The sequence below is a fragment of the Sphingomonas sp. Ell38C01 genome, assembly GCF_055231975.1.
Genome location: NZ_JBUYVA010000001.1, coordinates 62,185 through 84,757 on the forward strand (window position 1 = coordinate 62,185; position 22,573 = coordinate 84,757).

The 22,573-nt window shown below is 69.0% G+C and carries 21 protein-coding genes; 14 read left to right on the forward strand and 7 right to left on the reverse strand.

The features are described from left to right. Positions 1-25: 25 nt before the first annotated feature. Positions 26-973 carry a cation diffusion facilitator family transporter gene (locus ACV7NO_RS00325; protein ID WP_463404050.1) on the reverse strand — a complete coding sequence of 316 codons (948 nt, stop codon included), beginning with the start codon at positions 971-973 and terminating at the stop codon, positions 26-28. Then, positions 970-1,548 (reverse strand): pyridoxamine 5'-phosphate oxidase, encoded by a 579-nt coding sequence (gene pdxH, locus ACV7NO_RS00330; RefSeq protein ID WP_463404051.1) that lies wholly within the window; start codon positions 1,546-1,548, stop codon positions 970-972. Before pdxH ends, ACV7NO_RS00325 begins: the two co-directional genes overlap by 4 nt. A 138-nt stretch (positions 1,549-1,686) precedes the next feature. On the opposite strand from pdxH, the gene ACV7NO_RS00335 reads away from it, so the two are divergent. The 9 genes from ACV7NO_RS00335 (at position 1,687) to ACV7NO_RS00375 (ending at position 10,428) form a co-directional block, all read left to right on the forward strand. Further along, positions 1,687-4,164 carry a circularly permuted type 2 ATP-grasp protein gene (locus ACV7NO_RS00335; RefSeq protein ID WP_463404052.1) on the forward strand — a complete coding sequence of 826 codons (2,478 nt, stop codon included), beginning with the start codon at positions 1,687-1,689 and terminating at the stop codon, positions 4,162-4,164. Between the two features lie 136 nt (positions 4,165-4,300). Next, positions 4,301-5,191, forward strand: a complete 891-nt coding sequence (locus tag ACV7NO_RS00340; RefSeq protein ID WP_463404053.1) for a transglutaminase family protein — start codon at positions 4,301-4,303, stop codon at positions 5,189-5,191. A 125-nt stretch (positions 5,192-5,316) separates the two neighbouring features. Further along, positions 5,317-6,246 (forward strand): DnaJ C-terminal domain-containing protein, encoded by a 930-nt coding sequence (locus ACV7NO_RS00345; protein WP_463404054.1) that lies wholly within the window; start codon positions 5,317-5,319, stop codon positions 6,244-6,246. Between the two features lie 6 nt (positions 6,247-6,252). After that, positions 6,253-7,221 (forward strand): YihY/virulence factor BrkB family protein, encoded by a 969-nt coding sequence (locus ACV7NO_RS00350; protein ID WP_463404055.1) that lies wholly within the window; start codon positions 6,253-6,255, stop codon positions 7,219-7,221. An 8-nt stretch (positions 7,222-7,229) separates the two neighbouring features. Beyond that, positions 7,230-8,021 carry an enoyl-ACP reductase FabI gene (fabI, locus tag ACV7NO_RS00355; RefSeq protein WP_463404056.1) on the forward strand — a complete coding sequence of 264 codons (792 nt, stop codon included), beginning with the start codon at positions 7,230-7,232 and terminating at the stop codon, positions 8,019-8,021. Positions 8,022-8,485: 464 nt separating this feature from the next. Continuing rightward, positions 8,486-8,728 (forward strand): DUF4160 domain-containing protein, encoded by a 243-nt coding sequence (locus ACV7NO_RS00360; RefSeq protein WP_463404057.1) that lies wholly within the window; start codon positions 8,486-8,488, stop codon positions 8,726-8,728. Beyond that, a complete protein-coding gene (locus tag ACV7NO_RS00365; protein ID WP_463404058.1) occupies positions 8,712-8,966 on the forward strand; it encodes a DUF2442 domain-containing protein in 255 nt (84 codons plus the stop codon). The genes ACV7NO_RS00360 and ACV7NO_RS00365 overlap by 17 nt, the downstream gene beginning before the upstream one ends. After that, entirely contained in the window at positions 8,963-10,033 is a 1,071-nt protein-coding gene (gene aroC / locus ACV7NO_RS00370) for a chorismate synthase (RefSeq protein WP_463404059.1), read from the forward strand. Before ACV7NO_RS00365 ends, aroC begins: the two co-directional genes overlap by 4 nt. Before the next feature lie 59 nt (positions 10,034-10,092). Then, entirely contained in the window at positions 10,093-10,428 is a 336-nt protein-coding gene (locus ACV7NO_RS00375; RefSeq protein ID WP_463404060.1) for a hypothetical protein, read from the forward strand. A gap of 69 nt (positions 10,429-10,497) precedes the next feature. Here ACV7NO_RS00375 and ACV7NO_RS00380 read toward each other — a convergent pair whose 3' ends face one another. The 4 genes from ACV7NO_RS00380 to ACV7NO_RS00395 all read right to left on the reverse strand — a co-directional run bounded on the left by ACV7NO_RS00380 (position 10,498) and on the right by ACV7NO_RS00395 (position 15,974). Beyond that, positions 10,498-11,787 (reverse strand): adenylosuccinate synthase, encoded by a 1,290-nt coding sequence (locus ACV7NO_RS00380; RefSeq protein WP_463404061.1) that lies wholly within the window; start codon positions 11,785-11,787, stop codon positions 10,498-10,500. A gap of 110 nt (positions 11,788-11,897) precedes the next feature. Next, positions 11,898-13,004, reverse strand: a complete 1,107-nt coding sequence (locus tag ACV7NO_RS00385; protein WP_463404062.1) for an ATP phosphoribosyltransferase regulatory subunit — start codon at positions 13,002-13,004, stop codon at positions 11,898-11,900. 116 nt (positions 13,005-13,120) lie between these two features. Beyond that, positions 13,121-14,698 carry a phosphoglycerate dehydrogenase gene (gene serA / locus ACV7NO_RS00390; protein WP_463404063.1) on the reverse strand — a complete coding sequence of 526 codons (1,578 nt, stop codon included), beginning with the start codon at positions 14,696-14,698 and terminating at the stop codon, positions 13,121-13,123. 121 nt (positions 14,699-14,819) lie between these two features. Next, complete coding sequence (locus tag ACV7NO_RS00395; protein WP_463404064.1) at positions 14,820-15,974, reverse strand: phosphoserine transaminase; 1,155 nt, start codon at positions 15,972-15,974, stop codon at positions 14,820-14,822. 368 nt (positions 15,975-16,342) lie between these two features. Between ACV7NO_RS00395 and ACV7NO_RS00400 the strand changes: the two genes are divergently transcribed. The 3 genes from ACV7NO_RS00400 (at position 16,343) to ACV7NO_RS00410 (ending at position 18,638) form a co-directional block, all read left to right on the forward strand. Then, on the forward strand, positions 16,343-16,972 hold the full coding sequence (locus tag ACV7NO_RS00400) for an extensin family protein (protein WP_463407240.1): 630 nt from the start codon (positions 16,343-16,345) through the stop codon (positions 16,970-16,972). Positions 16,973-17,005: 33 nt separating this feature from the next. Further along, on the forward strand, positions 17,006-17,890 hold the full coding sequence (locus ACV7NO_RS00405; RefSeq protein WP_463404065.1) for an LOG family protein: 885 nt from the start codon (positions 17,006-17,008) through the stop codon (positions 17,888-17,890). 154 nt (positions 17,891-18,044) lie between these two features. Next, positions 18,045-18,638 (forward strand): hypothetical protein, encoded by a 594-nt coding sequence (locus ACV7NO_RS00410; protein WP_463404066.1) that lies wholly within the window; start codon positions 18,045-18,047, stop codon positions 18,636-18,638. An 8-nt stretch (positions 18,639-18,646) separates the two neighbouring features. On the opposite strand, the gene ACV7NO_RS00415 is transcribed toward ACV7NO_RS00410, so the two are convergent. Next, positions 18,647-19,342, reverse strand: coding sequence for a c-type cytochrome (locus tag ACV7NO_RS00415; protein ID WP_463404067.1), 696 nt, complete (start codon positions 19,340-19,342; stop codon positions 18,647-18,649). A 110-nt stretch (positions 19,343-19,452) separates the two neighbouring features. Here ACV7NO_RS00415 and ACV7NO_RS00420 point away from each other — a divergent pair, with 110 nt between their 5' ends. After that, a complete protein-coding gene (locus tag ACV7NO_RS00420) occupies positions 19,453-20,343 on the forward strand; it encodes a prephenate dehydratase (RefSeq protein ID WP_463404068.1) in 891 nt (296 codons plus the stop codon). An 85-nt stretch (positions 20,344-20,428) separates the two neighbouring features. Continuing rightward, positions 20,429-22,564 carry a S9 family peptidase gene (locus ACV7NO_RS00425; protein ID WP_463404069.1) on the forward strand — a complete coding sequence of 712 codons (2,136 nt, stop codon included), beginning with the start codon at positions 20,429-20,431 and terminating at the stop codon, positions 22,562-22,564. Positions 22,565-22,573: the final 9 nt, after the last annotated feature.

A 22,573-nucleotide genomic window follows, 5' to 3' on the forward strand; every position in this document is an offset into this window, starting at 1 on the left:
AGCCGCTTGCCGAACCCCATGCGGCTCACAGCCGCTTGCCGAACCAATGCGGCATCACGTCCGCCTCGACCAGCGGGTTGTCGGTGTCGACATGCCCCTCGGGGTCGAGATGGATCAGCACCTCCACCTTCGGGAACACCTCGCGCAGCCGCCGCTCCACATTCTCGACGATATCGTGCGCCTGCCCCACCGTCAGGTCGCGGTCGACCTCCATGTGGAACTGCGCGAAATCGTGCGCGCCGGCGCGCCGCGTGCGGAAATCGTGGATACCCTTCAGCCCGGGCTGGCGCGCCGCGACCTCCACGAACGCGGTACGCTGGTCCTCGGGCCATTCCTTGTCCATCAGCATGTCGATCGCCTGCGACGACGCCTGAAACGCGCCCCACACCAGCCACAGCGCGATCGCGATCCCGAACACCGGGTCCGCGCCCGACACGCCCATATACTGGTCGAGCACCAGCGCGCCGATCACCGCCACGTTCAGCAGCACGTCGGACTGGTAGTGGACGTTATCCGCCAGGATCGCGACCGATCCCGTCTTGCGGATCACCGCGCGCTGGTAGGCCAGCAGCCCGAACGTCGCGACGATCGCCACCGCCGACACGCCGATCCCCAGTCCCGCATCCTCGTTGACCTGCGGGTTGCCGAACCGCTCGATCGCGCGCCACGCGATCCCGATCGCGGACGCGGTGATGAGCACGACCTGGAACAGCGCCGCCAGCGCCTCCGCCTTGCCGTGGCCGAACCGGTGGTCGTGGTCTGCGGGCTCGGCGGCCAGCTTCACGCCGTACAGCGTCACGAGGCTGGCGAGCAGGTCGAGCCCGGTATCCGCGAGCGACCCCAGCATCGCGACCGATCCGGTATGCCACGCCGCATACCCCTTAACGACCAGCAACGACGACGCCATCGCCACGCTCGCCAACGCGGCGCGAATCGCGAGCGGAATGACGCGGCGACGCTCGTCATGGGTCATGGGAACAGCAATCCTTCGCGCCAGCCCGCATCGGTCGCGGTGAACAGTCGGCGCTCGTGAAGGCGATGCGCGCGGTCCTGCCAGAACTCGATCGCGCGCGGCGTCACGCGATACCCGCCCCAATGCGGCGGCCGGGGCACGTCGCGCCCTGCGAACCGCTCCGTCATCTGCGCGAACCGCGCCTCGAACGTCGCGCGCTCGTCGAGCGCGCGCGACTGGTCCGACGCCCACGCCCCCAGCTGCGAATCGCGACCGCGTGACGCGAAATACGCGTCGCTCTCCGCGTCGCTCGCCCACGTCACCGCGCCCTCGATGCGTACCTGCCGGCGCAGCGACTTCCAGTGGAACAGCAACGCCGCCTGGGGATTCGCCGCCAGGTCGCCCGCCTTGCGGCTCTCGCGATTGGTGTAGAACACGAACCCGTCCGCCCCGTGCCCCTTCAACAGCACCATCCGCGACGACGGTCGCCCCGCCCCGTCGACGGTGGCGAGCGCCATCGCGTTGGGATCGTTGGGCTCGGACGCCTTGGCCTCCGCATACCAGGCATCGAACAGCGCGATCGGATCGTCGGTCATGCGCGCGCCATAGCGCGGAATCGCACGGGGCGAAACGCTCACCAAGATCCGCCCCTCGCATAGTCATAGCACTTTCATGTTGCGCCACAGCATCCTGCCTCTACGGTCGCACAGCCGCGAGAGGGGAGCCGGCACGATTTGGCCACGCAGCCCGTCCTGTTCGACGCCGAAAGCCATGCGCGCCGCTGGATCGCGGACTATTGCGCTGAGGGCCATGCCGGCGACATGCTCTGCGACAGCGACGACGCCGCATGGGCGGCGATGCTCGCGGAGCTCGCCGCCGTCGCGGGCGACGATCTCGGCCATGCGCGCGAGCGCGTCCAGCGCCATGCTGCCGACATCGGCACGGGCTTTCGCATCATCGGCGAGGCGGACGAGCGCCCCTGGCCGCTCTCTCCCGTCCCGCTGCTGATCGACACCGACGAATGGGGGCGGATCGAACGCGGCGTGGTCCAGCGCGCGCAGGTGCTCGAACGCATCCTCGGCGATCTCTACGGCCCGCAGCACCTGATCGAGCGCGGGATGGTCCCCGCCGCGCTCGTCACCGGCAGCCCGCTGTTCCTGCGCCCGCTCGTCGGGATGGAGCCGCCCGGCGGCTGCCACCTCCACTTCATCGCGATCGATCTCGGCCGCGGCCCCACCGGCGAGTGGCGCGTGCTCGCCGATCACCTGAAGGCGCCCGCGGGCGCGGGTTATGCGCTCGAGAATCGCCTCGCGGTCAGCCGCACGCTCGGCGGATTGCAGGCGCGGATCAACGTCCGCCGCCACGCCCCCTTCTTCGCCGCGTTCCGCGAGGGGCTGGCCGCGGTGTGCAAGCGCGCCGATCCGCGGATCGGCCTGCTGACGCCGGGGCGCTACAACCCCAGCTATGCCGAACAGGCGCATCTCGCGCGCTATCTGGGGCTGTTGCTGGTCGAGGGCGACGACCTGGCCGCGCTCGAGGACAAGGTCTATGTCCGCACGATCGGCGGGCTAAAGCGGATCGACGCGCTGTGGCGGCGGATGGACCCACGGCTGCTCGATCCGCTCGCGTTCGACAGCCATTCGCAGATCGGCGTGCCGGGGCTGATCGACGCCTATGCCGCGGGCAACGTCGTCCTCTCCAACGCGCCCGGCGCGGGACTGCTCGAGGCGCCCGCCTTCTCCGCCTTCCTTCCCCGCCTCGCGACGCGGCTGATGGGCGAGACGCTCGCGATCCCCGGCATCGCGACCTGGTGGTGCGGGCAGGATGCGGAGCGCCGCCATGTCGAGGAGGATCTCGACCGGATGCTGATCGCCCCCGCCTTCGGTCCCGCCCCGCTCGGCCTGCCGGGCGGCCGCGCGATCCACGGCGCGGACCTGTCGGCGGACGCGCGCGCGCTGCTGCTGGCCGATATGGAGCGCCGCCCGCAGGATTATGTCGGGCAGGAGATCGTCCGCCTGTCGACCATGCCCGTCGTGATGGGCGACGCGCTCGCGCCGCGCCCCTTCTCGCTGCGCGTGTTCGCGGCGCGCGGCGGCGACGGCCAATGGGTCGTCCTGCCCGGCGGGTTCGCGCGGATCGGCGAGCACAGCGATCCGCGCGCGGCGGTGATGGGCGAGGGCGTCTGGTCCGCCGACGTCTGCGTCCACGGCCCCGATCCGGTCGCGCAGGTGTCGCTGCTCCCCGCCCCCGATTCGCTCCACATCCGCCGCAATCCGGGCACGTTGCCCAGCCGCGTCGCGGACAATTTCTTCTGGCTCGGCCGCTATCTGGAGCGCGGCGAGGCGCTGCTGGGCGTCGTGCGCGTGATGCTCGGCAACTCGATCGACGCCGATGCGGGCGCCGCCTTGTCCAGCGGGACGGTCGGCCACCTCGTCGCGCTGATCGTCAACGCCGGCGCCGCCCCGCCGCCGCCCTCGCTGCGCCGCGTCGACCTCACCCAGTTCGCGCGCACCGCGATGGAATCGCTCGAAGGCGGATGGCAGTCGGTCGCCGCGATCAACCGCCACGCGCGCGCGATCGGCGAGGGCTCGCGCGATCGCCTGTCGGGCGACATGATCCGCCTCCTCGAAGCGCCCTTCCCGACGCACCGCGGCATGATGGACAGAGCCGGCTCGCTCCAGCGCCGCTACGCCGCGATCGCGGGGCTGTCCGCGGAGCATATGGGGCGGACCGCGGCGTGGCGGTTCCACGATCTCGGCCGCCGGCTGGAGCGCGCGCAGGTGATCGCGCGCGCCACCCGCACCTTCGGCATGCCCGGCGCGACCGCGGACGACCTGTCGACGCTGCTCGATCTCGCCAACAGCCAGATCAGCTATCGCCAGCGCTACCTGACCGGGATCGCGCGCGTGCCCGTCGTCGATCTCGTCGGGCTCGATCCAGGCAACCCGCGCGCGCTGGCGTTCCAGATCGAGGCGCTTGTCGCGCATCTCGCCGCGCTTCCCGTCCTCGCCGACGACGGCATGGCCGAGGCGCAGCAGCGCGAGGCGACCGCGATCCACGCGCTGATCGCGACCGCGCAGGCCGCCACGCTCGACCCCGACACGCTCGGCGAGATCGAACGCCGCCTCAGCGCGCTCTCCGACGCGATCGCCCGCCGCTACTTCCTCCAGGGCGCGGAGCCGTTGCGCGCGAGCGGGCTGACGCTAGCGTGACCCGCTCGCCCCACTCCCCGTTCGCACTGAGCTTGTCGAAGTGCCGTCCTTCTTGCGACGCCCGGAAGGTAGGGCAGTGCTTCGACAGGCTCGGCACGAACGGTTTCAGCGTCAGCCCGCTGACGGGCAACCCCGCATGATCTACGATATCCGCCACGTCACCCGCTTCGATTACGGCAGCCAGGTGAAGTTCGCGCGCTGCAACCTGCGGCTCAAGCCGATCGACTGGCCCGGCCAGCGCCTCGAACACTATGCGCTCAACGTCAGCCCCTCGGGCCGGACGCATCCAGCGCACGCCGAGGCCGGGCTCGCCAACGTCACCCGCCTCGTCATCGAGGAGCCGGTGCGCCATCTCGTCATCGAAAGCCTCGCGCGGATCACCGTCGATCGGCTCGTGCCGATGCCCGGCCCGGACGACCCCGCCCTGCGCGAGGTCGCCGCGCTCGCGCGCGCCAGCCGCGACGTATCCGCGGCGGGGCCGGCGTCCTATCTCTACCCCTCGCCGCTGATCCCGCTCGACCGCGAGATCGCTGCGTGGTGTGCGCCCGACCTCGATCCCGATCGCCCCGCACTCGACGCCGGCATCGCGCTCGCGCGGCGCATCCAGGAGGAGTTCGCGTTCGACGCGACCGCGACGCTGGTCGACACCGCCCCGCACGAGGCCTTCCTCCAGCGCCGCGGCGTCTGCCAGGATTTCGCGCAGATCATGATTACCGGGCTGCGCGCCGCCGGCCTGCCCGCCGCCTATGCCTCGGGCTATATCCGTACGATCCCGCCGCCGGGCGAACCCCGGCTGGTCGGCGCGGACGCGACGCATGCCTGGGTGCTGCTGTGGTGCGGGCCGGTCCATGGCTGGGTCGGCGTCGATCCCACCAACGGCATCTGGATGGCGGGCGATCACGTGATCGTCGCGATCGGCCGCGACTATGCGGAGATCGCGCCCGTCGACGGCGTCGTCCTCGGCTCCGGCGCGCAGGAAATGGACGTCAGCGTCGACGTCGCCCCGGTGGAGGACGCGGGCGACTGACGGCTATGGCGGCGCGCTGCATCTGTTTTCCGCTCGAAACGAACGGGCGAGTTGGCCATCGCACTCTAGACTCTCGCCCCCGCACGACCCACATAGCCACCTAATACACGTCAACGGGGACATCAGTGGCCGATCCATATTCGACGCTCGGCGTCGCGCGCGGCGCGGACGAGGCGGACATCAAGAAGGCGTATCGCAAGCTCGCAAAAGAGCTGCACCCCGATCGCAACAAGGACAATCCCAAGGCGTCCGAACGCTTCAGCCAGGTCACCAACGCGTACGACCTGCTGAGCGACAAGGACAAGCGTGCCCGGTTCGATCGCGGCGAGATCGACGGCGACGGCAACCCGGCCGCGCCTTTCGGCTACGGCGCGCACCCCGGCGCGCAATCGCGCGGCGGCGGCGGCGGCTTCCGCAGCGAAGGCTTCGGCGGCGAGGCGCCCGACATGTCGGACATCTTCGAGGGGCTGTTCGGCGGCCGCGGCGGCGGTGGCGGCTTCTCCAGCGGGTTCGGCCGCCGCGAGCCTCCGCCCAAGGGCGCCAACATCGCCTATCGCCTGCGCGTCCCCTTCGTCGACGCCGCCGCGCTCGCCCCGCAGCGGATCACGCTCGGCGACGGCAAGACGATCGACCTGAAGCTGAAGCCCGGCGTCGAGGACGGCACCCAGCTGCGCCTGTCGGGCAAGGGAGAGCAGGGCCCCGGCGGCGCGGGCGACGCGATCGTCACGATCGAGATCCAGCCGCACCGCTTCTTCACCCGCGATGGCGACGACATCCGGCTCGACCTCCCGGTCACGCTCGCCGAGGCGGTCAAGGGCGGCCCGGTCAAGGTGCCGACCGCGGAGAAGCCCGTGATGCTCACCGTCCCGAAGGGCTCGTCCTCGGGCAAGGTGCTGCGCCTCAAGGGCAAGGGCTTCCACCGCAAGGACGGCTCGCGCGGCGACCAGCTCGTCACGCTGATGATCGAGATTCCCGCCGACGATGCCGCGCTTTCGGCGTTCGTCGACGATTGGTCGTCCGCGCAAGGGAACCCGCGGGATGCGATGGGCGTCTGAGGCGCAGTGACCGATGCCCCCATAGCCCTCACCCCCGAAGCCCGCGCGACGCACCGCGCGACCGCCAGGGTCCGCCTCGATCGGCAACTCGCGCGGGTTCGCCCGGGCAGCTACGCGTTCGAGATCCTCAAGCGTGCCGGCCTTGGCGTGTATACCGATGGTTTCATCCATGCCGGGAACCTCGCCTATCTGGCGCTGATGACGGTGTTTCCTTTCTTCATCGTCGCCGCTGCGGTGCTCTCGCTGCTCGGCCAGAACGACGAGACGCAGCGCGCGGTCGAATCCTTCCTCCACGTCCTGCCGCCCAACGTGTCGGACATCCTGCGCAAACCGATCTCGGATGTGCTGGCGGCGCGGCAGGGCTCGCTGTTGTGGCTCGGCGGGCTCGTCGGCCTGTGGACGGTCGGCAGCTTCGTCGAGACGATCCGCGACATATTCCGCCGTGCCTACGGCACGCACGCCACCGCCCCGCTATGGAAGGCGCGACTGGGGCTGTCGCTCGCGATCATCCTCTCGGTCGTCATCGCGCTGTTCGCGTTCCTGATTCAGGGTATCCTGACCGCGGCGGAACAGTTCATCTATCGCCTCCTCCCCTTCGCCGAGGGTGCCGCCACCTGGGTCGGCATCTCGCGCGCGGTGCCGGGCGTCGTGATGTTCGGTGCGCTCTACATGCTGTTCTATTCGGTGACGCCGTCCAAATACCGCTACAGCGATGCGAAGAAATGGCCCGGCGCGCTCTTCACCGCCTGCTGGTGGGTGGGGATGACCGCGATGCTCCCCGTCGTCCTCGCGCAGCTGGGCGGATACGACCTCACTTACGGCAGCCTTGCAGGCGTCGTCGTGATGCTGCTGTTCTTCTACCTGATCGGGCTCGGGCTGGTCTTCGGCGCGCATCTGAACGCGGCACTGGCGGAACCGCCCGAGGTCGCGCTAAAGGTGTCGGCTGATACGACGACGGAGGCGGTGGCCAAGTGAATGGGTTGATGGCGGGGAAGCGTGGGCTCATCATGGGCCTGGCGAACGACAAGTCGCTGGCCTGGGGCATCGCGAAGCAGTTGAGCGAGGCGGGCGCGGACCTGGCGTTCAGCTATCAGGGCGATGCGATGGCCAAGCGCGTTCGTCCGCTCGCCGAACAGCTCGGCACCGCGCGGCTGTTCGATTGCGACGTGTCGGACATGGCGGCGCTCGACGCGACGTTCGAGGCGCTGGCGCAGGACTGGCCGACGATCGACTTCGTCGTTCACGCGATCGGCTTTTCGGACAAGAACGAATTGCGCGGCCGCTTCGTCGACACCAGCCTCGACAATTTCCTGATGACGATGAACATCTCGGTCTATTCCTTCGTCGCCGTCGCGCAGCGCGCCGCCAGGATGATGGCGCCGGGCGGATCGCTGCTGACGCTCAGCTATTACGGCGCGGAAAAGGTGATTCCGCACTACAACGTCATGGGCGTCGCCAAGGCCGCGCTGGAGACGAGCGTCCAGTATCTCGCGGTCGATCTCGGTCGCGACGGCATCCGCGTCAACGCGATCTCCGCGGGCCCGATCAAGACGCTGGCGGCCAGCGGCATCGGCGATTTCCGTCTGATCCTGAAGTGGAACGAGCTCAATTCGCCGTTGAAGCGCAACGTCACGATCGAGGATGTCGGCGGCGCCGGGCTCTACCTGCTCAGCGACTTGGCAAGCGGCGTGACGGGCGAAACCCACCATGTCGACGCCGGCTACAACGTCATCGGCATGAAGGCGGAGGACGCCCCGGATATCGCGCTGGTATAAAGCAAACTATTCTCTGTTAAAGCATTTCGCTCTTTGTAGTATGACGACCTCTGATCGTTAATGTAGTTACTAATGGCTATAATTGAGCTCGATTTCGATGCATCGAAGAAAATCAACTTCTTGCGGAAAAGTGAGGAGGAATCGGCAGGGGACGTTGTTCGCTGACTGTTGATATTCTCCAAGGACGAACCAAACACTGAACCTTCCCCAGGTTACGAAGATCATTGGGAATCCGAAGGCGTAAAGTTCGCTGTAGGAACGACTCTTGAGCATCGCTTCCGCGATGGCCGGGTAGTTCAGGCGCAGGTTATGCCACGCGGGATCGAGCAGAATGGCACAATCTATTCTGGGCTGTCTCCAGCTGGTTCGGCGATAACCGGACATGCAGTTAATGGGTGGACGTTTTGGTTTTTTGGGGATGAGCCGGGTCGGCTGCTTGCAGCGGACACGCTGAGAAAGTCGTGATGCCAGTCGTCTTTCGCGCAAGCGGCTTTCGCTTCCATTTCTACTCATTCGAGGGATCGCCACGCGAACCCGTCCATATCCACGTCAAGGGCGACGGGGCCGAAGCAAAGTTCTGGGTTGGTGCGGAAATCGAGATGGCGTACAATCGGGGCTTCAACAGCTGCGATCTTGCGATGGTCATGCTTATCGTCAAGGCGCGCCGCAAGGAAATCCAGGACGCTTGGCATGGACATTTTCGTTAGCCCTACCGCAGTAAGGTTCGACGACAGCACGATGTGGGTCGATCTGTCCGACGGGCGAACGCTGGGAATGCCGCTGGCATGGTATCCCCGATTGCTCGGCGCGCCCAGCGAACTACTGAACGCAGTCGAGCTTTCGCCTTGCGGAGTGCATTGGGATGCGCTCGACGAAGACCTTTCGGTAGCAGGCATGCTCGCCGGCTTGGGAGCGCATTCCAGTCGGCGCATCGCTGCCGCGTGAGTTGGAACAGTTTCGGCCGCGTCTTCCGGTTCACCACCTGGGGCGAATCGCATGGTCCCGCGCTCGGCGCGGTGGTCGACGGGTGCCCGCCGGGCATCGCGCTGACCGAGGCGGATATCCAGCCCTGGCTCGACAAGCGCCGCCCCGGCACCTCGCGCTTCACCACCCAGCGCCGCGAGCCCGATCTCGTCCGCATCCTCTCGGGCACGTTCGAAGGGCGCACGACCGGCACGCCGATCAGCCTGATGATCGAGAATACCGACCAGCGTTCGAAGGACTATTCCGACGTCGCGCTTGCCTATCGTCCCGGCCATGCCGACTACGCCTATGACGCCAAATACGGCTTTCGCGACTATCGCGGCGGCGGGCGCTCGTCCGCGCGCGAAACCGCGGCGCGGGTCGCCGCCGGCGCGGTCGCGCGGCTCGTCGTCCCGCAGGTCCGCGTCCGCGCCTGGGTCGAGGCGATCGGCGGCGATGCGATCGATCCGGCGAATTTCGACGATGCGCAGATCGACGCCAACCCCTTCTTCTGCCCGGATGCCGCCGCCGCCGCGCGGTGGGAGGCGAGCGTCGACGCCGCCCGCAAGGCCGGCTCCTCGCTCGGCGCGGTCGTCGCGTGCGAGGCGACCGGGGTGCCCGCGGGCTGGGGCGCGCCGCTCTACGCGAAGCTCGACAGCGAACTCGCCGCCGCGTGCATGTCGATCAATGCGGTGAAGGGCGTCGAGATCGGCGACGGGTTCGCCGTCGCCGCGCTGTCGGGCGAGGCGAACGCCGATGCGATGCGCCCCGGCGACGACGGCCGCCCGCGCTTCCTCGCCAATCATGCCGGCGGGATCGCGGGCGGGATCGCGACCGGCCAGCCGATCCGCGTCCGCGTCGCGTTCAAGCCCACCTCGTCGATCCTGACCCCCGTCGAGACGATCGCGCGCGACGGCACCGCCACCGAACTCGCCACGAAGGGCCGCCACGATCCGTGCGTCGGCATCCGCGGCGTACCGGTGGTGGAGGCGATGGTGGCGCTGGTGCTGGCCGATCAGGCGTTGCTCCACCGCGCCCAGTGCGGCTGACACGCGGAACATAGCGGACGCGCCGGGAGTCCTCTCCTCACAATTCCAGGAGAGATACCATGCGTATTCGCACCCTTGTCGCCGCCGGCGCACTGATCGTCCCCGCCTTCGCGATGGCGCAGATGACGCCGACCACTCCGTCCACCCCGCCGACGCAGGACCAGACGACGACCGCACCGAGCACCACCACCGACCCGATGACGCCGCAGACCGGCAAGAAGGCGAAGAAGTCGCGCGGCAGCAAGTCGGGCGACATGGCCACGCCGCCCGCCGACACGACGACGCCCGCGCCCGCCGATCCGATGACGACGCCGTCGACCACCCCGGCGGACCCGATGGCTCCGGCCGACGCGGCGCCGGCGCCTGCACCGACCCCGACGCCGCAGGCGCGCTGACCCCAGCCGTCTTCATCGATGGCTGAATCGAACCGGGCTCCCGCATCGCTGCGGGGGCCCGGTTTCGTATCAGTCGGCGAACGGATCGCGGACCAGAATCGTATCTTCGCGCTCGGGGCTTGTCGACACCAGCGCGACCGGGCAACGGATCAGCTCCTCGACGCGGCGGATATACTTGATCGCCTGCGCGGGCAGGTCCGCCCAGCTCCGCGCGCCCGCGGTCGATTCATGCCACCCCTCCATCGTCTCGTAGACCGGCACCACCTTCGCCTGGTCCGCCGCATGCGCCGGGAAATAGTCGAGCTCGGTATCGCCCAGCCGATAGCCGGTGCAGATCCGCACTTCGTCGAACCCGTCGAGCACGTCGATCTTGGTCAGCGCGATCCCGGTGATTCCGCCGACCGCCGCCGACTGGCGCACCAGCACCGCGTCGAACCAGCCGCACCGCCGCTTGCGCCCCGTCACCGTCCCGAACTCGTGCCCGCGCACGCCCAGCCTCTCGCCGGTCGCGTCCTCCAGCTCGGTCGGGAACGGCCCGGATCCGACGCGCGTGGTGTACGCCTTGGCGATCCCCAGCACGAACCCGACCCCCGACGGCCCGATCCCGGATCCGCTGGCGGCGGTGCCCGCGACGGTGTTGGACGAGGTGACGAACGGGTAGGTCCCGTGATCGATGTCGAGCAGCACGCCTTGCGCGCCCTCGAACAGGATCCGCTTTCCGGCGGCGCGCGCGACGTTCAGGTCGCGCCACACCGGCTTGGCGAAGGGCAGCACGAACCCCGCGATGTCGCGCAGTTCGGCGACCAGCGCGTCGCGATCGATCGGCGGCTCGCCGAATCCGGCGCGCAGCGCGTCGTGATGCGCCGTCAGCCGGTCCAGTTGCGGCCCCAGATCGCCCAGATGCGCCAGGTCGCACACCCGGATCGCGCGCCGTCCGACCTTGTCCTCGTACGCCGGGCCGATCCCGCGCCGCGTCGTCCCGATCTTGCCCGCGCCCGACGCATCCTCGCGCAGCCCGTCGAGGTCGCGGTGGAACGGCAGGATCAGCGCGCAATTGTCCGCGATCCGCAGCGTCTCGGGGGTGGCGACAACGCCCTGCGCCGCCAGCCGCTCGATCTCCGCCTTCAGCGCCCACGGGTCGAGCACCACGCCGTTGCCGATCACGCTCGGCGTCCCGCGCACGATGCCCGACGGCAGCAGCGACAGCTTGTAGGTCTGGTCGCCGACGACCAGCGTGTGCCCCGCATTGTGCCCGCCCTGGAAGCGGACGACCATGTCGGCGCGCTCGGCCAGCCAGTCGACGATCTTGCCCTTGCCCTCGTCGCCCCATTGCGCGCCGATGACTGCTACGTTCGCCATGTACAAATCTCCCCCTGCCGGGGCGAATCCGCGCGCCCTTCGACAGGACTCGGCACGCGGATGGTTCTCGAAGGATGCGCCGCGCGGGTAGCCGCGCGGCGCCGCGACTGTCAATCGGTCAGCGCGCGCGCCTCGCCATCGATCAGGATGTGCGTGCACAGTTGCGCGTGCGGCGTATCGTCCGGCTCGAGCGCGGCGACCGTCACCCAGCCCTGCGCGCGCATCGCCGCACCAGCCGCGACCGGCGCATCGACCGGCACGAACAGCCGCCGTCGCGCCGGCAACCGTGCGTTCGCGACCAGCGCGTCGGCGTAGAGCGAAAACCCCATCGCTGCCTCTTCCGCGCCGCTCTCATGTACGACCATATACGTACCGCCCCGCCCGACCTCGCGCGAGGCACCGTGCACGAACAGGGAAAAGCCGAGCCAGGACTGGAACTCGAACCCGTGCCGCTCGGTGGGATCGAGCGTCATTGCCACACGATCGCCAAGCGTGTCCGCGATCGCCACCAGTCCCGCGATCCGCGTCGCCAGGACGCCGCCGATATCGAACGCGCGCAGCCGCTCGATCGCGGTCGCGAACGGCCCCGCCGCATCGATCAGCGGCAGATATTCGGGCGCGATCGCCGCGACCGCGCCTGCATCCTTGGCATCAAGCCGGTCGCGCAGCGCCGCGATCCGGTCTGCTGCGACCGGCAGCGGCCCCGCCGCCAGCACGTCCACGACGTCGGGCAAGGTAAAGTCGATCGAAACGCCGGTCGCGCCGCCCGCCGCAAGCGCATCGACCGCGACGCCCACCATTTCGCGCGCCGCAGCGATCGAGTCGAGCCCGATCAGCTCGCACCCGATCTGCCGCCACTCCCGCTCGGGCGCCAGTTGCGGCGCGCGCAGCTTCACGACGGAACCCGCATAGCTCAGCCGGACCGGGCGCGGGTGATGCGCCATCCGCGTCGCCGCGATCCGCGCGACCTGCGCGGTCAGGTCGGGCCGGATCGCCAGCGTCGCCTGCCCCACCGGATCGACGAACCGCACCGCGTCGTGCAGCCCGCCCGCCTTCAGCCGCGACGCCAGCGCGTCGGCGAATTCCACCAGCGGCGGGTCCGCGCGCTCATACCCGTGGAGCCGCATCGCCCCAAGCACGCGCGCCTCCACGTCCGCCGCCGCGTCGGCGAACGGCGGGAGGCGGTCTCGAAAGCCTTCGGGGAGGAGTGCGCTCATCTCTACCTCTTCGTCATGCCGGGCTCGTCCCGGCATCCACCGTGCCGCACAGCCAATCGCGGCGGCTCATGCGGCACCGTGGATGCCGGAACAAGCCCGGCATGACGGTCAGTATGTCAGAACGACAACCCCATCGCGGTCTTCACGCCCGGCAGCGCCTTCACCGCTGCCAGCAGCTCCGCCGTCACCGGCTCGTCGACCGACAGCAGCAGCACCGCCTCGCCCCCGGCCTGCCGCCGCCCGAGATGGAACGTCCCGATATTGACGCCCGCCTCGCCCAGCGCGGTGCCCAGCCGCCCGATGAACCCCGGGGCGTCCTCGTTGACGACGTACAGCATCGGGCCGGCCAGATCGGCCTCCACCTTGATCCCGAACAGTTCGACGACGCGCGGCGCGGCGTCGCCGAACAGCGTGCCCGCCACCGATCGCTCGCCGCTCTCGGTCTTCACCGACACGCGCAGCAGCGTGTGATAGTCGCCCTCGCGCTCGGTCCGCACCTCGCGCACCTCGATCCCGCGCTCGCGCGCCAGTACCGGCGCGTTGACCATATTGGCGGTGTCGGTCTGCGTCCGCAGGAACCCCGCCAGCACCGCCTGCGTCAGCGGCTTGGGATTGAGCTCGGCCGCCGCCCCCTCGGTGTGGACCGAGATCCGCCCGATCGACCCCGTCGTCAGCTGCCCGACGAGCGAGCCCAGCTTCTCCGCCAGCGCCATGTACGGCTTGAGTTTGGGCGCTTCCTCCGCCGACAGGCTCGGCATGTTAAGCGCGTTGGTGACGCCGCCGTTGACGAGGAAGTCCGCCATCTGCTCCGCCACCTGGATCGCGACGTTCACCTGCGCCTCGGTCGTCGACGCGCCCAGATGCGGCGTGCTGACGAAGTTCGGCGTGCCGAACAGCGGCGAGGCCTTGGCCGGTTCCTCGACGAACACGTCGAGCGCCGCGCCGCCGATATCCCCAGAATCGAGCCCCGCCTTCAGCGCCGCCTCGTCGATCAGCCCGCCGCGCGCGCAGTTGACGATCCGCACGCCCTTCTTCGTCTTCGCCAGATTCTCCGCCGACAGGATGTTGCGCGTCTGGTCGGTCAAGGGCGTGTGGAGCGTGATGAAGTCGGCACGCGCCAGCAGGTCGTCGAGCTCGACCTTCTCGACGCCGATCTCGATCGCGCGCTCGGGGCTCAGGAACGGATCGAACGCGATCACCTTCATCTTGAGCCCGCGCGCACGGTCCGCGACGATCGATCCGATATTGCCCGCGCCGATCAGCCCCAGCGTCTTGGACGTCAGCTCGACGCCCATGAACCGGTTCTTCTCCCACTTGCCCGCCTGCGTCGAGGCGTCCGCCTCGGGCAGCTGGCGCGCGAGCGCGAACATCAGCGCGATCGCGTGTTCGGCGGTGGTGATCGAGTTGCCGAACGGGGTGTTCATCACGACGACGCCCTTCGCCGACGCGGCGGGGATGTCGACATTGTCGACGCCGATTCCGGCGCGCCCGACCACCTTCAGGTTCGTCGCGGCCTCGAGGATCGCCTTGGTCACCTTGGTCGAACTGCGGATCGCCAGCCCGTCATAGTCGCCGATGATCGCGATCACCTCTTCGGGCGTCTTGCCGGTGATCTCGTCGACCTCGACCCCGCGCTCGCGAAAGATCTGCGCGGCCTTGGGATCCATCTTGTCGCTGATAAGGACTTTGGGCATTTCGAATACTCCGTACCCCGGCGAAGGCCGGGGCCCAGTTGGGATGTCAGGAAAAATGGAGCGCAACGCACGTCGCGGTCGCTCCGTAGCTGGGCCCCGGCCTTCCGCCGGGGTGGAAAGGCTAGGCCGCGCGCGCGGTCGCGTAGGCCCAGTCGAGCCACGGCCCGAGCGCCTCGATATCCGCGGTGTCGACGGTCGCGCCGCACCAGATCCGAAGACCCGCCGGCGCATCGCGATACCCCGCGATATCGAACGCCGCGCCCTCCTTCTCGAGGAGCGACGCCATCGCCTTGATGAGCGCCTCGTCCGCGCCCGCGACCGTCAGGCACACGCTGGTCTTCGACCGCGACGCCGCGTCCTCCGCCAGATGCCCCAGCCAGTCGCGCGCCGCGACGATCCGGTCGAGCGCCGCCGCATTCGCATCCGAACGCGCAATCAGCCCGCCCTCGCCGAGCGACTTGCCCCATTCCAGCGAGAAGATCGCGTCCTCGACCGCCAGCATCGACGGGGTGTTGATCGTCTCGCCCTTGAACACGCCCTCGGCCAGCTTGCCCTTCGACACGAGGCGGAACACCTTGGGCAGCGGCCATGCGGGGGTGTAGCTCTCCAGTCGTTCGACCGCGCGCGGCCCCAGGATCAGCACGCCGTGCGCGCCCTCGCCGCCCAGCACCTTCTGCCAGCTGAACGTCGCGACGTCGATCTTCGTCCAGTCGATATCGTAGGCGAACACGCCCGAGGTGGCGTCCGCGAACGACAAACCTTCGCGATTCGCGGGGATCCAGTCCGCATCCGGCACGCGCACGCCGCTGGTCGTCCCGTTCCAGGTGAACAGCACGTCGGTCGACCAGTCGACGGTCGTCAGGTCGGGCAGCTGGCCGTACTCGGCACGGATCACGGTCGGATCGATCTTCAGCTGCTTGACCGCGTCGGTCACCCAGCCCTCGCCGAAGCTCTCCCACGCCAGCGTCGTCACCGGGCGCGCGCCGAGCATCGTCCACATCGCCATCTCGAACGCGCCGGTGTCGGAGCCCGGAACGATCCCGATCCGGTGCGTGTCGGGCAGCTTGAGCAGCTCGCGCATCAGGTCGATGCAATAGGCGAGGCGGGTTTTGCCGATCTTCGAGCGGTGCGAGCGGCCGAGCGAATCGGCAGCGAGCTTAGACGCATCCCAGCCCGGAGGCTTGGCGCACGGTCCCGAAGAAAAATAGGGGCGAGCCGGCTTCACGCTCGGCTTGATAGGCGCACCGGTAACGGGTGCGGTCGCGGTATCCGTCAATGTATCTCTCCTCACAGAGAGCACGCGCCGCGTTGGGACGGCGTGGCCCGCCGACGCCCCTAGAGGCGGTTGACGAGGGTGGCAAATGAAAATGTCGCCTTGCGCCGCATGGGCCGTACCCCGGCGAAGGCCGGGGCCCAGTCCCAACAAGAATCATGCGCGGTAGCGCATTCGGCGCTGCACGCCGAGCCTGGACCCCGGCCTGCGCCGGGGTATGGCAGCGACAAGGTTATCCCTTGTCGCACCCCAACCTCCGTTCGCCCTGAGCCTGTCGAAGGGCTGCTTTCCTCCTGCTGCGACCTGCGCGAAAGGAGAACGGCGCTTCGACAGGCTCAGCGCAAACGGGGGTAGGTTTGCGTATCACCATCATGCTTGGCATCGCACTCACCCTCGCCGCTTGCGGCCGCTCCGAACGCCCCGCCGCGCCGCCGGCGCGCGTCGCCGCTGGCCCGACCGAACGCGAGACCCGCCAGTGCTTCGCCGACCTGCGCGCCGAAGGCGTCGACTTCCAGCCGCTCCCCGACAAGCAATTCTCCCCCGGCTGCGGCCTCGTCGGCACCGTCAAGCTGCTCGACATCGGCGTCCCCACCGCAAACCTCGGCGCGATCCGCTGCGGCGAGGCGCGCGCGTTCGCCGCATGGGCGCGCAACGCGGTCGCGCCCGCGGCCTACCAGATCCTCGGCAGCGAACTCGCGCGGATCGATTCGATGGGCAGCTATGCCTGCCGCAACGTCGTCGGCTCGGCAGGCAACACCGGCCGCCGCTCGGGCCATGCGGTGGCCAACGCGATCGACATCGGCGGGTTCGCGCTCAAGGACGGCCGCCGCATCACGATCCTGAACGACTGGTCCTCGCCCGACCCCGACGTCCGCCGCTTCCTCCAGACGATCCGCGCCTCCGCCTGCAAGCGCTTCGGCACCGTGCTGAGCCCCGACTACAACGCCGCGCACCGCAACCACCTCCATCTCGAAGACGACCGCGCGAATTTCTGCCGCTAGCGCAGGCCTGCGTCTTTCTATACCTCCGTCGTAATGACAGACACACGAGTACCCAGCCGCGTCTTCGCGCCCGCCAAGCAGGACGCCGAGAGCGCCAAGACCGCGATCTCCACGCCGCAGACCGAGCATCCCGCGTACAAGCTCGCCTTCCAGGACATGGATTTCCTGCTGCGCGAGGATCTCCGCCCGGTCCGCTTCCAGCTCGAGCTCCTCAAGACGCAGCTCGTCCTCGACGAGGCGCACATCGCCTCCACCTTCGTCTTCTACGGCTCGGCGCGCATCCCGGAGCCCGTCAAGGCGCAGGCGATGCTCGATATGGCGACCGACGAGAAGGGCCGCCGCATCGCCGAGCGCCTCGTCGCGAAAAGCAAATATTACGATGTCGCGCGCGAGCTCGCCCGCCTCGTCAGCCAGCTGCCCCGCGACGAGAACGGCCAGCGCCAGTTCGTCGTCTGCTCGGGCGGCGGCCCCTCGATCATGGAGGCGGCGAACCGCGGCGCGGCGGACGTCGGCGCCGAATCGATCGGGCTGAACATCGTCCTGCCGCACGAGCAGGCGCCCAATCCCTATGTCACCCCGTCGCTGTCGGTGCAGTTCCACTATTTCGCGCTGCGCAAGATGCACTTCCTGCTCCATGCCCGCGCGCTCGCCGCATTCCCGGGCGGGTTCGGCACCTTCGACGAGCTGTTCGAGCTGCTGACGCTCATCCAGACGGGCAAGATCAAGCCGATCCCCGTCCTCCTCGTCGGCCGCGAATTCTGGGACCGCGTGGTGAACTTCGAAGCGCTGGTCGAGGAAGGCGTGGTCAGCGAGAAGGACCTGAGCATCTTCCACTATGTCGAAACCGCGCAGGAAGCGTGGGACGTGGTCGAGAAATTCTACCAGGATCGCGTCGCAAACGAGGATGCGGCCGACTGAACTTGTCCCGTCACCCCGACCTCGATCGGGGGTGACGGTGTCTCGCCGGGACATGACTCCTTTACCGGACGCGACGGGCATCGCTGCGGCGCAGCATATCCTGTGCAAACAGAGCCACTTGGCAAGATCCACGACCGTGGATTACGCTGCCGTCATGGCAACGTCGCCCGATGCCGATCCGCGGACCGCGCACATGTTGCGAACGATCGCGATCGCCCTCGCCAGCGACGTGAAGCGCGAGCGCCAGCTCGCCGCCGCGCTCGCGCGGCTCGACCGTACCACGGTGCGAAAGGCCGGCGTGCTCGAACGCGCGCGCCATGCGGGCCAGCCGCACCGCTGCCACCGCAACGTGCTCGACGCCGCCGCGCGCTGGCCCGGGCAGGTCGTCGCGGTCCATGGCTGGCGCATCGTCGGCGACACCTATGTCGCGCATTCGGTGATCGCGCTCGGCGATGCGCTCGTCTGCATCACGCCCGAACCCCCGGGGATCGACGCGACTTTCGCGTTCGCGATCGATCCGTTCATGGTCGCGCCGCCGTCGAACCCGATGGCGGTGATGCGCAACGGACGACGCCTGCCCAATCAGGTGCGCACGGACCCGTCCGGGCACAATGCTGTTCTGCGCCACCTGCGCCACCGCCTGCTCCACGGCGTCCCGTTCGACGAGGCGCTACGCCTCGCCGAGGCCGAGAACGACGCGCGGATGCGACACCGCTCCACGCAGGCGCCGCGTCACGGCAGCGCCTGACGCGCGCGTCACTCGCCGCGCTTGGCGGCTTCCTTGGCGGCGTTAGGGTCGACCGACGGCGCCCCGCTCGCGGGCGTCCCGGTGTTCGCGATATCGCCCGTCGCGGCCTTGGGGTCCGCGGCGACCGCGTTCTCGGCCGCGGTCGCGTTGCCGTCCGCCGGGGCTGCGCCCGCCGCGGGGGCTGCGGGCAGCGGCAGGTTCGATCCCTGCTGGTTGAGATACAGGATCACGTTCGCGCGATCCTGCGGGTTCGACAGACCCGCGAACGTCATCTTGGTGCCCGCGGCGAACTTGCGCGGGCTCGTCAGCCACGCGTTCATCTTGTCGAAGTCCCACGTCCCGCCGACCGCCTTCAACGCATCGGAGAAGGCGAACCCCGCCTTGCCCTGCGCGATCGCCTCGCCCATCGTGCCGTACAGGTTCGGCCCGATCCCGTTCGCGCCCCCCTGGTTGACGGTGTGGCACGCGCCGCACTTCTTGAAGACCTCGGCGCCCTTGGCCGCATCCGCGGTGGACAGCAGCGCTGCGATCGGCACCGCCGCGGCCTCGCCGCCGCCGCCCGCTTCCTCGACGCCCTCGATCGGGTAGCCCATCTTTTCGGGGCGTTCGCCATGGAACACCATGCCGCCCACGATCGACAGGCCCAGCGCCGCTCCGCATCCGGCCAGCACCCAGCCCGCAATCGTGTTGTTCCGACCGTCCATGTCCAGCGATCCGCCCCTGCCTTATTCCCGTACGTCCATAGACAAAGCGCGGGGCCATCCGCAAGCGACGCTTGAGCACGCGCCGTTAAAGCCATAACGCGCGGGACCATATGGACAGCTATGCCGCCCCCGCCCGTCCGATCGTCGACGCGATGATCGCCGCCGCCGCCGCCGCGCCGGAGCGCACCGTGGCCTTCCAGGGGGCGCCCGGCGCCAACAGCCACGTCGCGGTGCGCGAGGCGTTCCCGGATGCGCTGGCGCTGCCCTGCTTCGATTTCGCCGATGCGATCGACGCGGTGAAGGACGGCCGCGCGGATTGCGCGATCATCCCGATCGAGAACTCGCTCCACGGCCGCGTCGCCGACATCCATTTCCTGCTCCCCGAATCGGGGCTGGTCATCACCGGCGAACATTTCCTGTCGATCCGCCACGCGCTGATGGGCGTCGGCACCCGCGACGACGTGCGCGAGGCGATGAGCCACCCGCAGGCGCTCGGCCAGTGCCGCCACTGGTTGAAGGCGCACGGCATCGCGCCGGTCGCCTATCCCGATACCGCCGGCGCCGCCGCGGTCGTCGCCGAGCTCGCCGACCCGGCGGTCGCCGCGCTCGCTCCCCCGGGCGCCGCCGCGATCTACGGGCTGACCCTGCTCGCCACCGACATTGCGGACGCGGACCACAACACCACGCGCTTCGTCACGCTCGCGCGCGGCGGGCGTCCGCCGGTCGGAGACGGCCCCTGGATGACGACCTTCATCTTCGAGGTGAAGAACGTCCCCGCCGCGCTGTACAAGGCGATGGGCGGGTTCGCGACCAACGGCGTCAACATGACCAAGCTGGAAAGCTACCAGCGCGGCGGCAGCTTCGCCGCGACCGAATTCTACGCCGACGTCGCGGGCAAGCCCGGCGACCCCGCGTTCGACCGCGCGATGGATGAGCTCGGCTTCCACTCGAAATGGGTCCGCGTGCTCGGCACCTATGCCCAGGTCCGCGCCCGGGGCTAGGCATACGCGACCGTTTCCCCGCTTCCCTCGCCGCCGCGACGCCCTTACCCTGTCGTCCGAACCAATCGAGCGAACGGGGCAGGACATGACGACGCGAATGACGCTGGCGACGATATTGGCCGGCACGGCGCTGGCGCTCCCCACCACCGCGCCCGCCCAGCAGGTGACGCCCCCGCGCGCCGCGAAGAAGCCGTTCCAGGTCACCTCTCCCAACGGCGCACGCGAGGACGACTATTACTGGCTGCGCGACGACACCCGCAAGAACCCCGAGATGCTCGCCTATCTCGCCGCCGAGAACGGCTATGCCGACGCACAGCTCGCGTCGCTGAAACCGCTCCAGACGACGCTCTACGAAGAGACCGTCGCGCACATCAAGCAGGACGACGCCTCCGTCCCCTACCGCAAGAACGGCTACTGGTACGCGACGCGGTTCGAGACCGGCGCGGACTATCCGATCCTCGAACGTCGCAAGGGCACCGGGCAAGGCATCGGGGACGCCGCCCCCGAACGCGTGTTCGACCAGCCCGTCATGGCGAAGGGCCACAGCTTCTTCGCGCTGTCCGACTGGGCCGTCAGCCCCGACAACCGGCTGGTCGCGTGGGCGGAGGACACCGTCGGTCGCCGCCAGTACGTCCTCAAGGTCAAGGATCTCGCGACTGGCGCGGTGATGGCGGACACGATCGCCAATATCGAACCCAATGTCGTCTGGGCGGGCGACAACCGGACGATCCTCTATATCGAGAAGGACCCCGTCACGCTGCGTGGCTACCGCGTGAAGGCGCACGTCCTCGGCACCCCCGTCGCGACCGACCGGCTGCTGTACGAGGAGAAGGACGATACCTTCCAGATGGGCGTCGCACGCACGACCGACGACGCGTTCGTGTGCATCGGCGTCGAGAGCACCGTCAGCGACGAACAGCGCTGCGCCCCCGCCGCCGCACCTGCCGCCTTCGCGGTCGTCGCCCCCCGCGCGCGCGAGTTCCGCTACACCGCGGACCATCTCGGCAAACGCTGGATCATCCGCACCAACCGGGATGCGAAGAACTTCAAGCTCGTAACGGTCGCCGACGCTGATCTCGCGAAGGGCCCCGCCGCGTGGCGCGACCTGGCGCCCGCCAGCGACGCCGTCTTCATCGAGCGGTTCAAGCCGTTCGAGGGCTTCGTCGCGATCGACCAGCGCGAGGGCGGCAACCGCATGATCCGCCTGCTGAGCGACGAGGGCAAGTCCACCCCCGTCAAGGCCGACGAGCCCGCCTACCGCATGGCGCTCGACGTCAACGAGGAGCCGGGGACGCCGTGGGTCCGCTACACCTACGGCTCGCTCGTCACGCCCACGACCACCTACGAGGTCGACGCGAAGAGCGGCGAGCGCCGCGTCCTCAAGGTCGCCCCCGTCCCCGGCTACGACCCCGCGAAATACGTCACCGAGCGCGTGTGGGCGCCCGCGCGCGACGGCACGCGGATCCCCGTCTCGCTGGTCTATGCGAAGGGCACGAAGCGCGACGGCACCGCGCCGCTCTTCCAGTACGCCTATGGCAGCTACGGCATCTCGACCGATCCCGCGGTCGATCCGGGCCGGATCGGGCTGCTCGATCGCGGCGTCATCTATGCGATCGCGCACATCCGCGGCGGGCAGGAGATGGGGCGCGCCTGGTATGACGACGGCCACCTGCTCAACAAGAAGAACAGCTTCACCGACTTCATCGACGTCACCCGCCACCTCGTCGCGCAGAACTACGCCGCGAAGGACCGCGTCGCCGCGATGGGCGGCAGCGCGGGCGGCCTGCTGATGGGCGGCGTCGCCAACATGGCGCCCGCGGACTATCGCCTCATCATCGCGCAGGTCCCCTTCGTCGACGTGGTGACGACGATGCTCGACGCGTCGATCCCGCTGACGACCTTCGAGTACGACGAATGGGGCAACCCCGCGAACAAGCCATATTACGACTATATGCTGAGCTATTCGCCCTACGACAATGTCGCGGCGAAGGCGTACCCTGCGCTCTATGTCGGCACCGGCCTGTGGGACAGCCAGGTGCAATATTACGAGCCCGCCAAATGGGTCGCGAAACTCCGCGAGAAGAAGACCGACGCCAACTCCCTACTCTTCCGCGTCAACATGGAAGCCGGCCACGGCGGCAAGTCCGGCCGCTTCGAACGCTTCCGCCAGAACGCCGAGTGGCAGGCGTTCATGCTCCAGCAGCTGGGGGTGGCGAAGTAGACGCGCTTC

What these genes read in the sequence shown, in the direction of transcription:
- ACV7NO_RS00415 (WP_463404067.1), bottom strand. Translation starts at nt 19,342, where the DNA reads ATGGACGGTCGGAACAACACGATTGCGGGCTGGGTGCTGGCCGGATGC.
- pdxH (WP_463404051.1), bottom strand. Translation starts at nt 1,548, where the DNA reads ATGACCGACGATCCGATCGCGCTGTTCGATGCCTGGTATGCGGAGGCC.
- ACV7NO_RS00400 (WP_463407240.1), top strand. Translation starts at nt 16,343, where the DNA reads ATGCTTGGCATCGCACTCACCCTCGCCGCTTGCGGCCGCTCCGAACGC.
- ACV7NO_RS00365 (WP_463404058.1), top strand. Translation starts at nt 8,712, where the DNA reads ATGGACATTTTCGTTAGCCCTACCGCAGTAAGGTTCGACGACAGCACG.
- ACV7NO_RS00325 (WP_463404050.1), bottom strand. Translation starts at nt 973, where the DNA reads ATGACCCATGACGAGCGTCGCCGCGTCATTCCGCTCGCGATTCGCGCC.
- ACV7NO_RS00420 (WP_463404068.1), top strand. Translation starts at nt 19,453, where the DNA reads ATGGACAGCTATGCCGCCCCCGCCCGTCCGATCGTCGACGCGATGATC.
- ACV7NO_RS00380 (WP_463404061.1), bottom strand. Translation starts at nt 11,787, where the DNA reads ATGGCGAACGTAGCAGTCATCGGCGCGCAATGGGGCGACGAGGGCAAG.
- ACV7NO_RS00340 (WP_463404053.1), top strand. Translation starts at nt 4,301, where the DNA reads ATGATCTACGATATCCGCCACGTCACCCGCTTCGATTACGGCAGCCAG.
- ACV7NO_RS00410 (WP_463404066.1), top strand. Translation starts at nt 18,045, where the DNA reads ATGGCAACGTCGCCCGATGCCGATCCGCGGACCGCGCACATGTTGCGA.
- ACV7NO_RS00375 (WP_463404060.1), top strand. Translation starts at nt 10,093, where the DNA reads ATGCGTATTCGCACCCTTGTCGCCGCCGGCGCACTGATCGTCCCCGCC.
- serA (WP_463404063.1), bottom strand. Translation starts at nt 14,698, where the DNA reads ATGCCCAAAGTCCTTATCAGCGACAAGATGGATCCCAAGGCCGCGCAG.
- fabI (WP_463404056.1), top strand. Translation starts at nt 7,230, where the DNA reads ATGGCGGGGAAGCGTGGGCTCATCATGGGCCTGGCGAACGACAAGTCG.
- ACV7NO_RS00425 (WP_463404069.1), top strand. Translation starts at nt 20,429, where the DNA reads ATGACGACGCGAATGACGCTGGCGACGATATTGGCCGGCACGGCGCTG.
- ACV7NO_RS00385 (WP_463404062.1), bottom strand. Translation starts at nt 13,004, where the DNA reads ATGAGCGCACTCCTCCCCGAAGGCTTTCGAGACCGCCTCCCGCCGTTC.
- ACV7NO_RS00405 (WP_463404065.1), top strand. Translation starts at nt 17,006, where the DNA reads ATGACAGACACACGAGTACCCAGCCGCGTCTTCGCGCCCGCCAAGCAG.
- ACV7NO_RS00360 (WP_463404057.1), top strand. Translation starts at nt 8,486, where the DNA reads ATGCCAGTCGTCTTTCGCGCAAGCGGCTTTCGCTTCCATTTCTACTCA.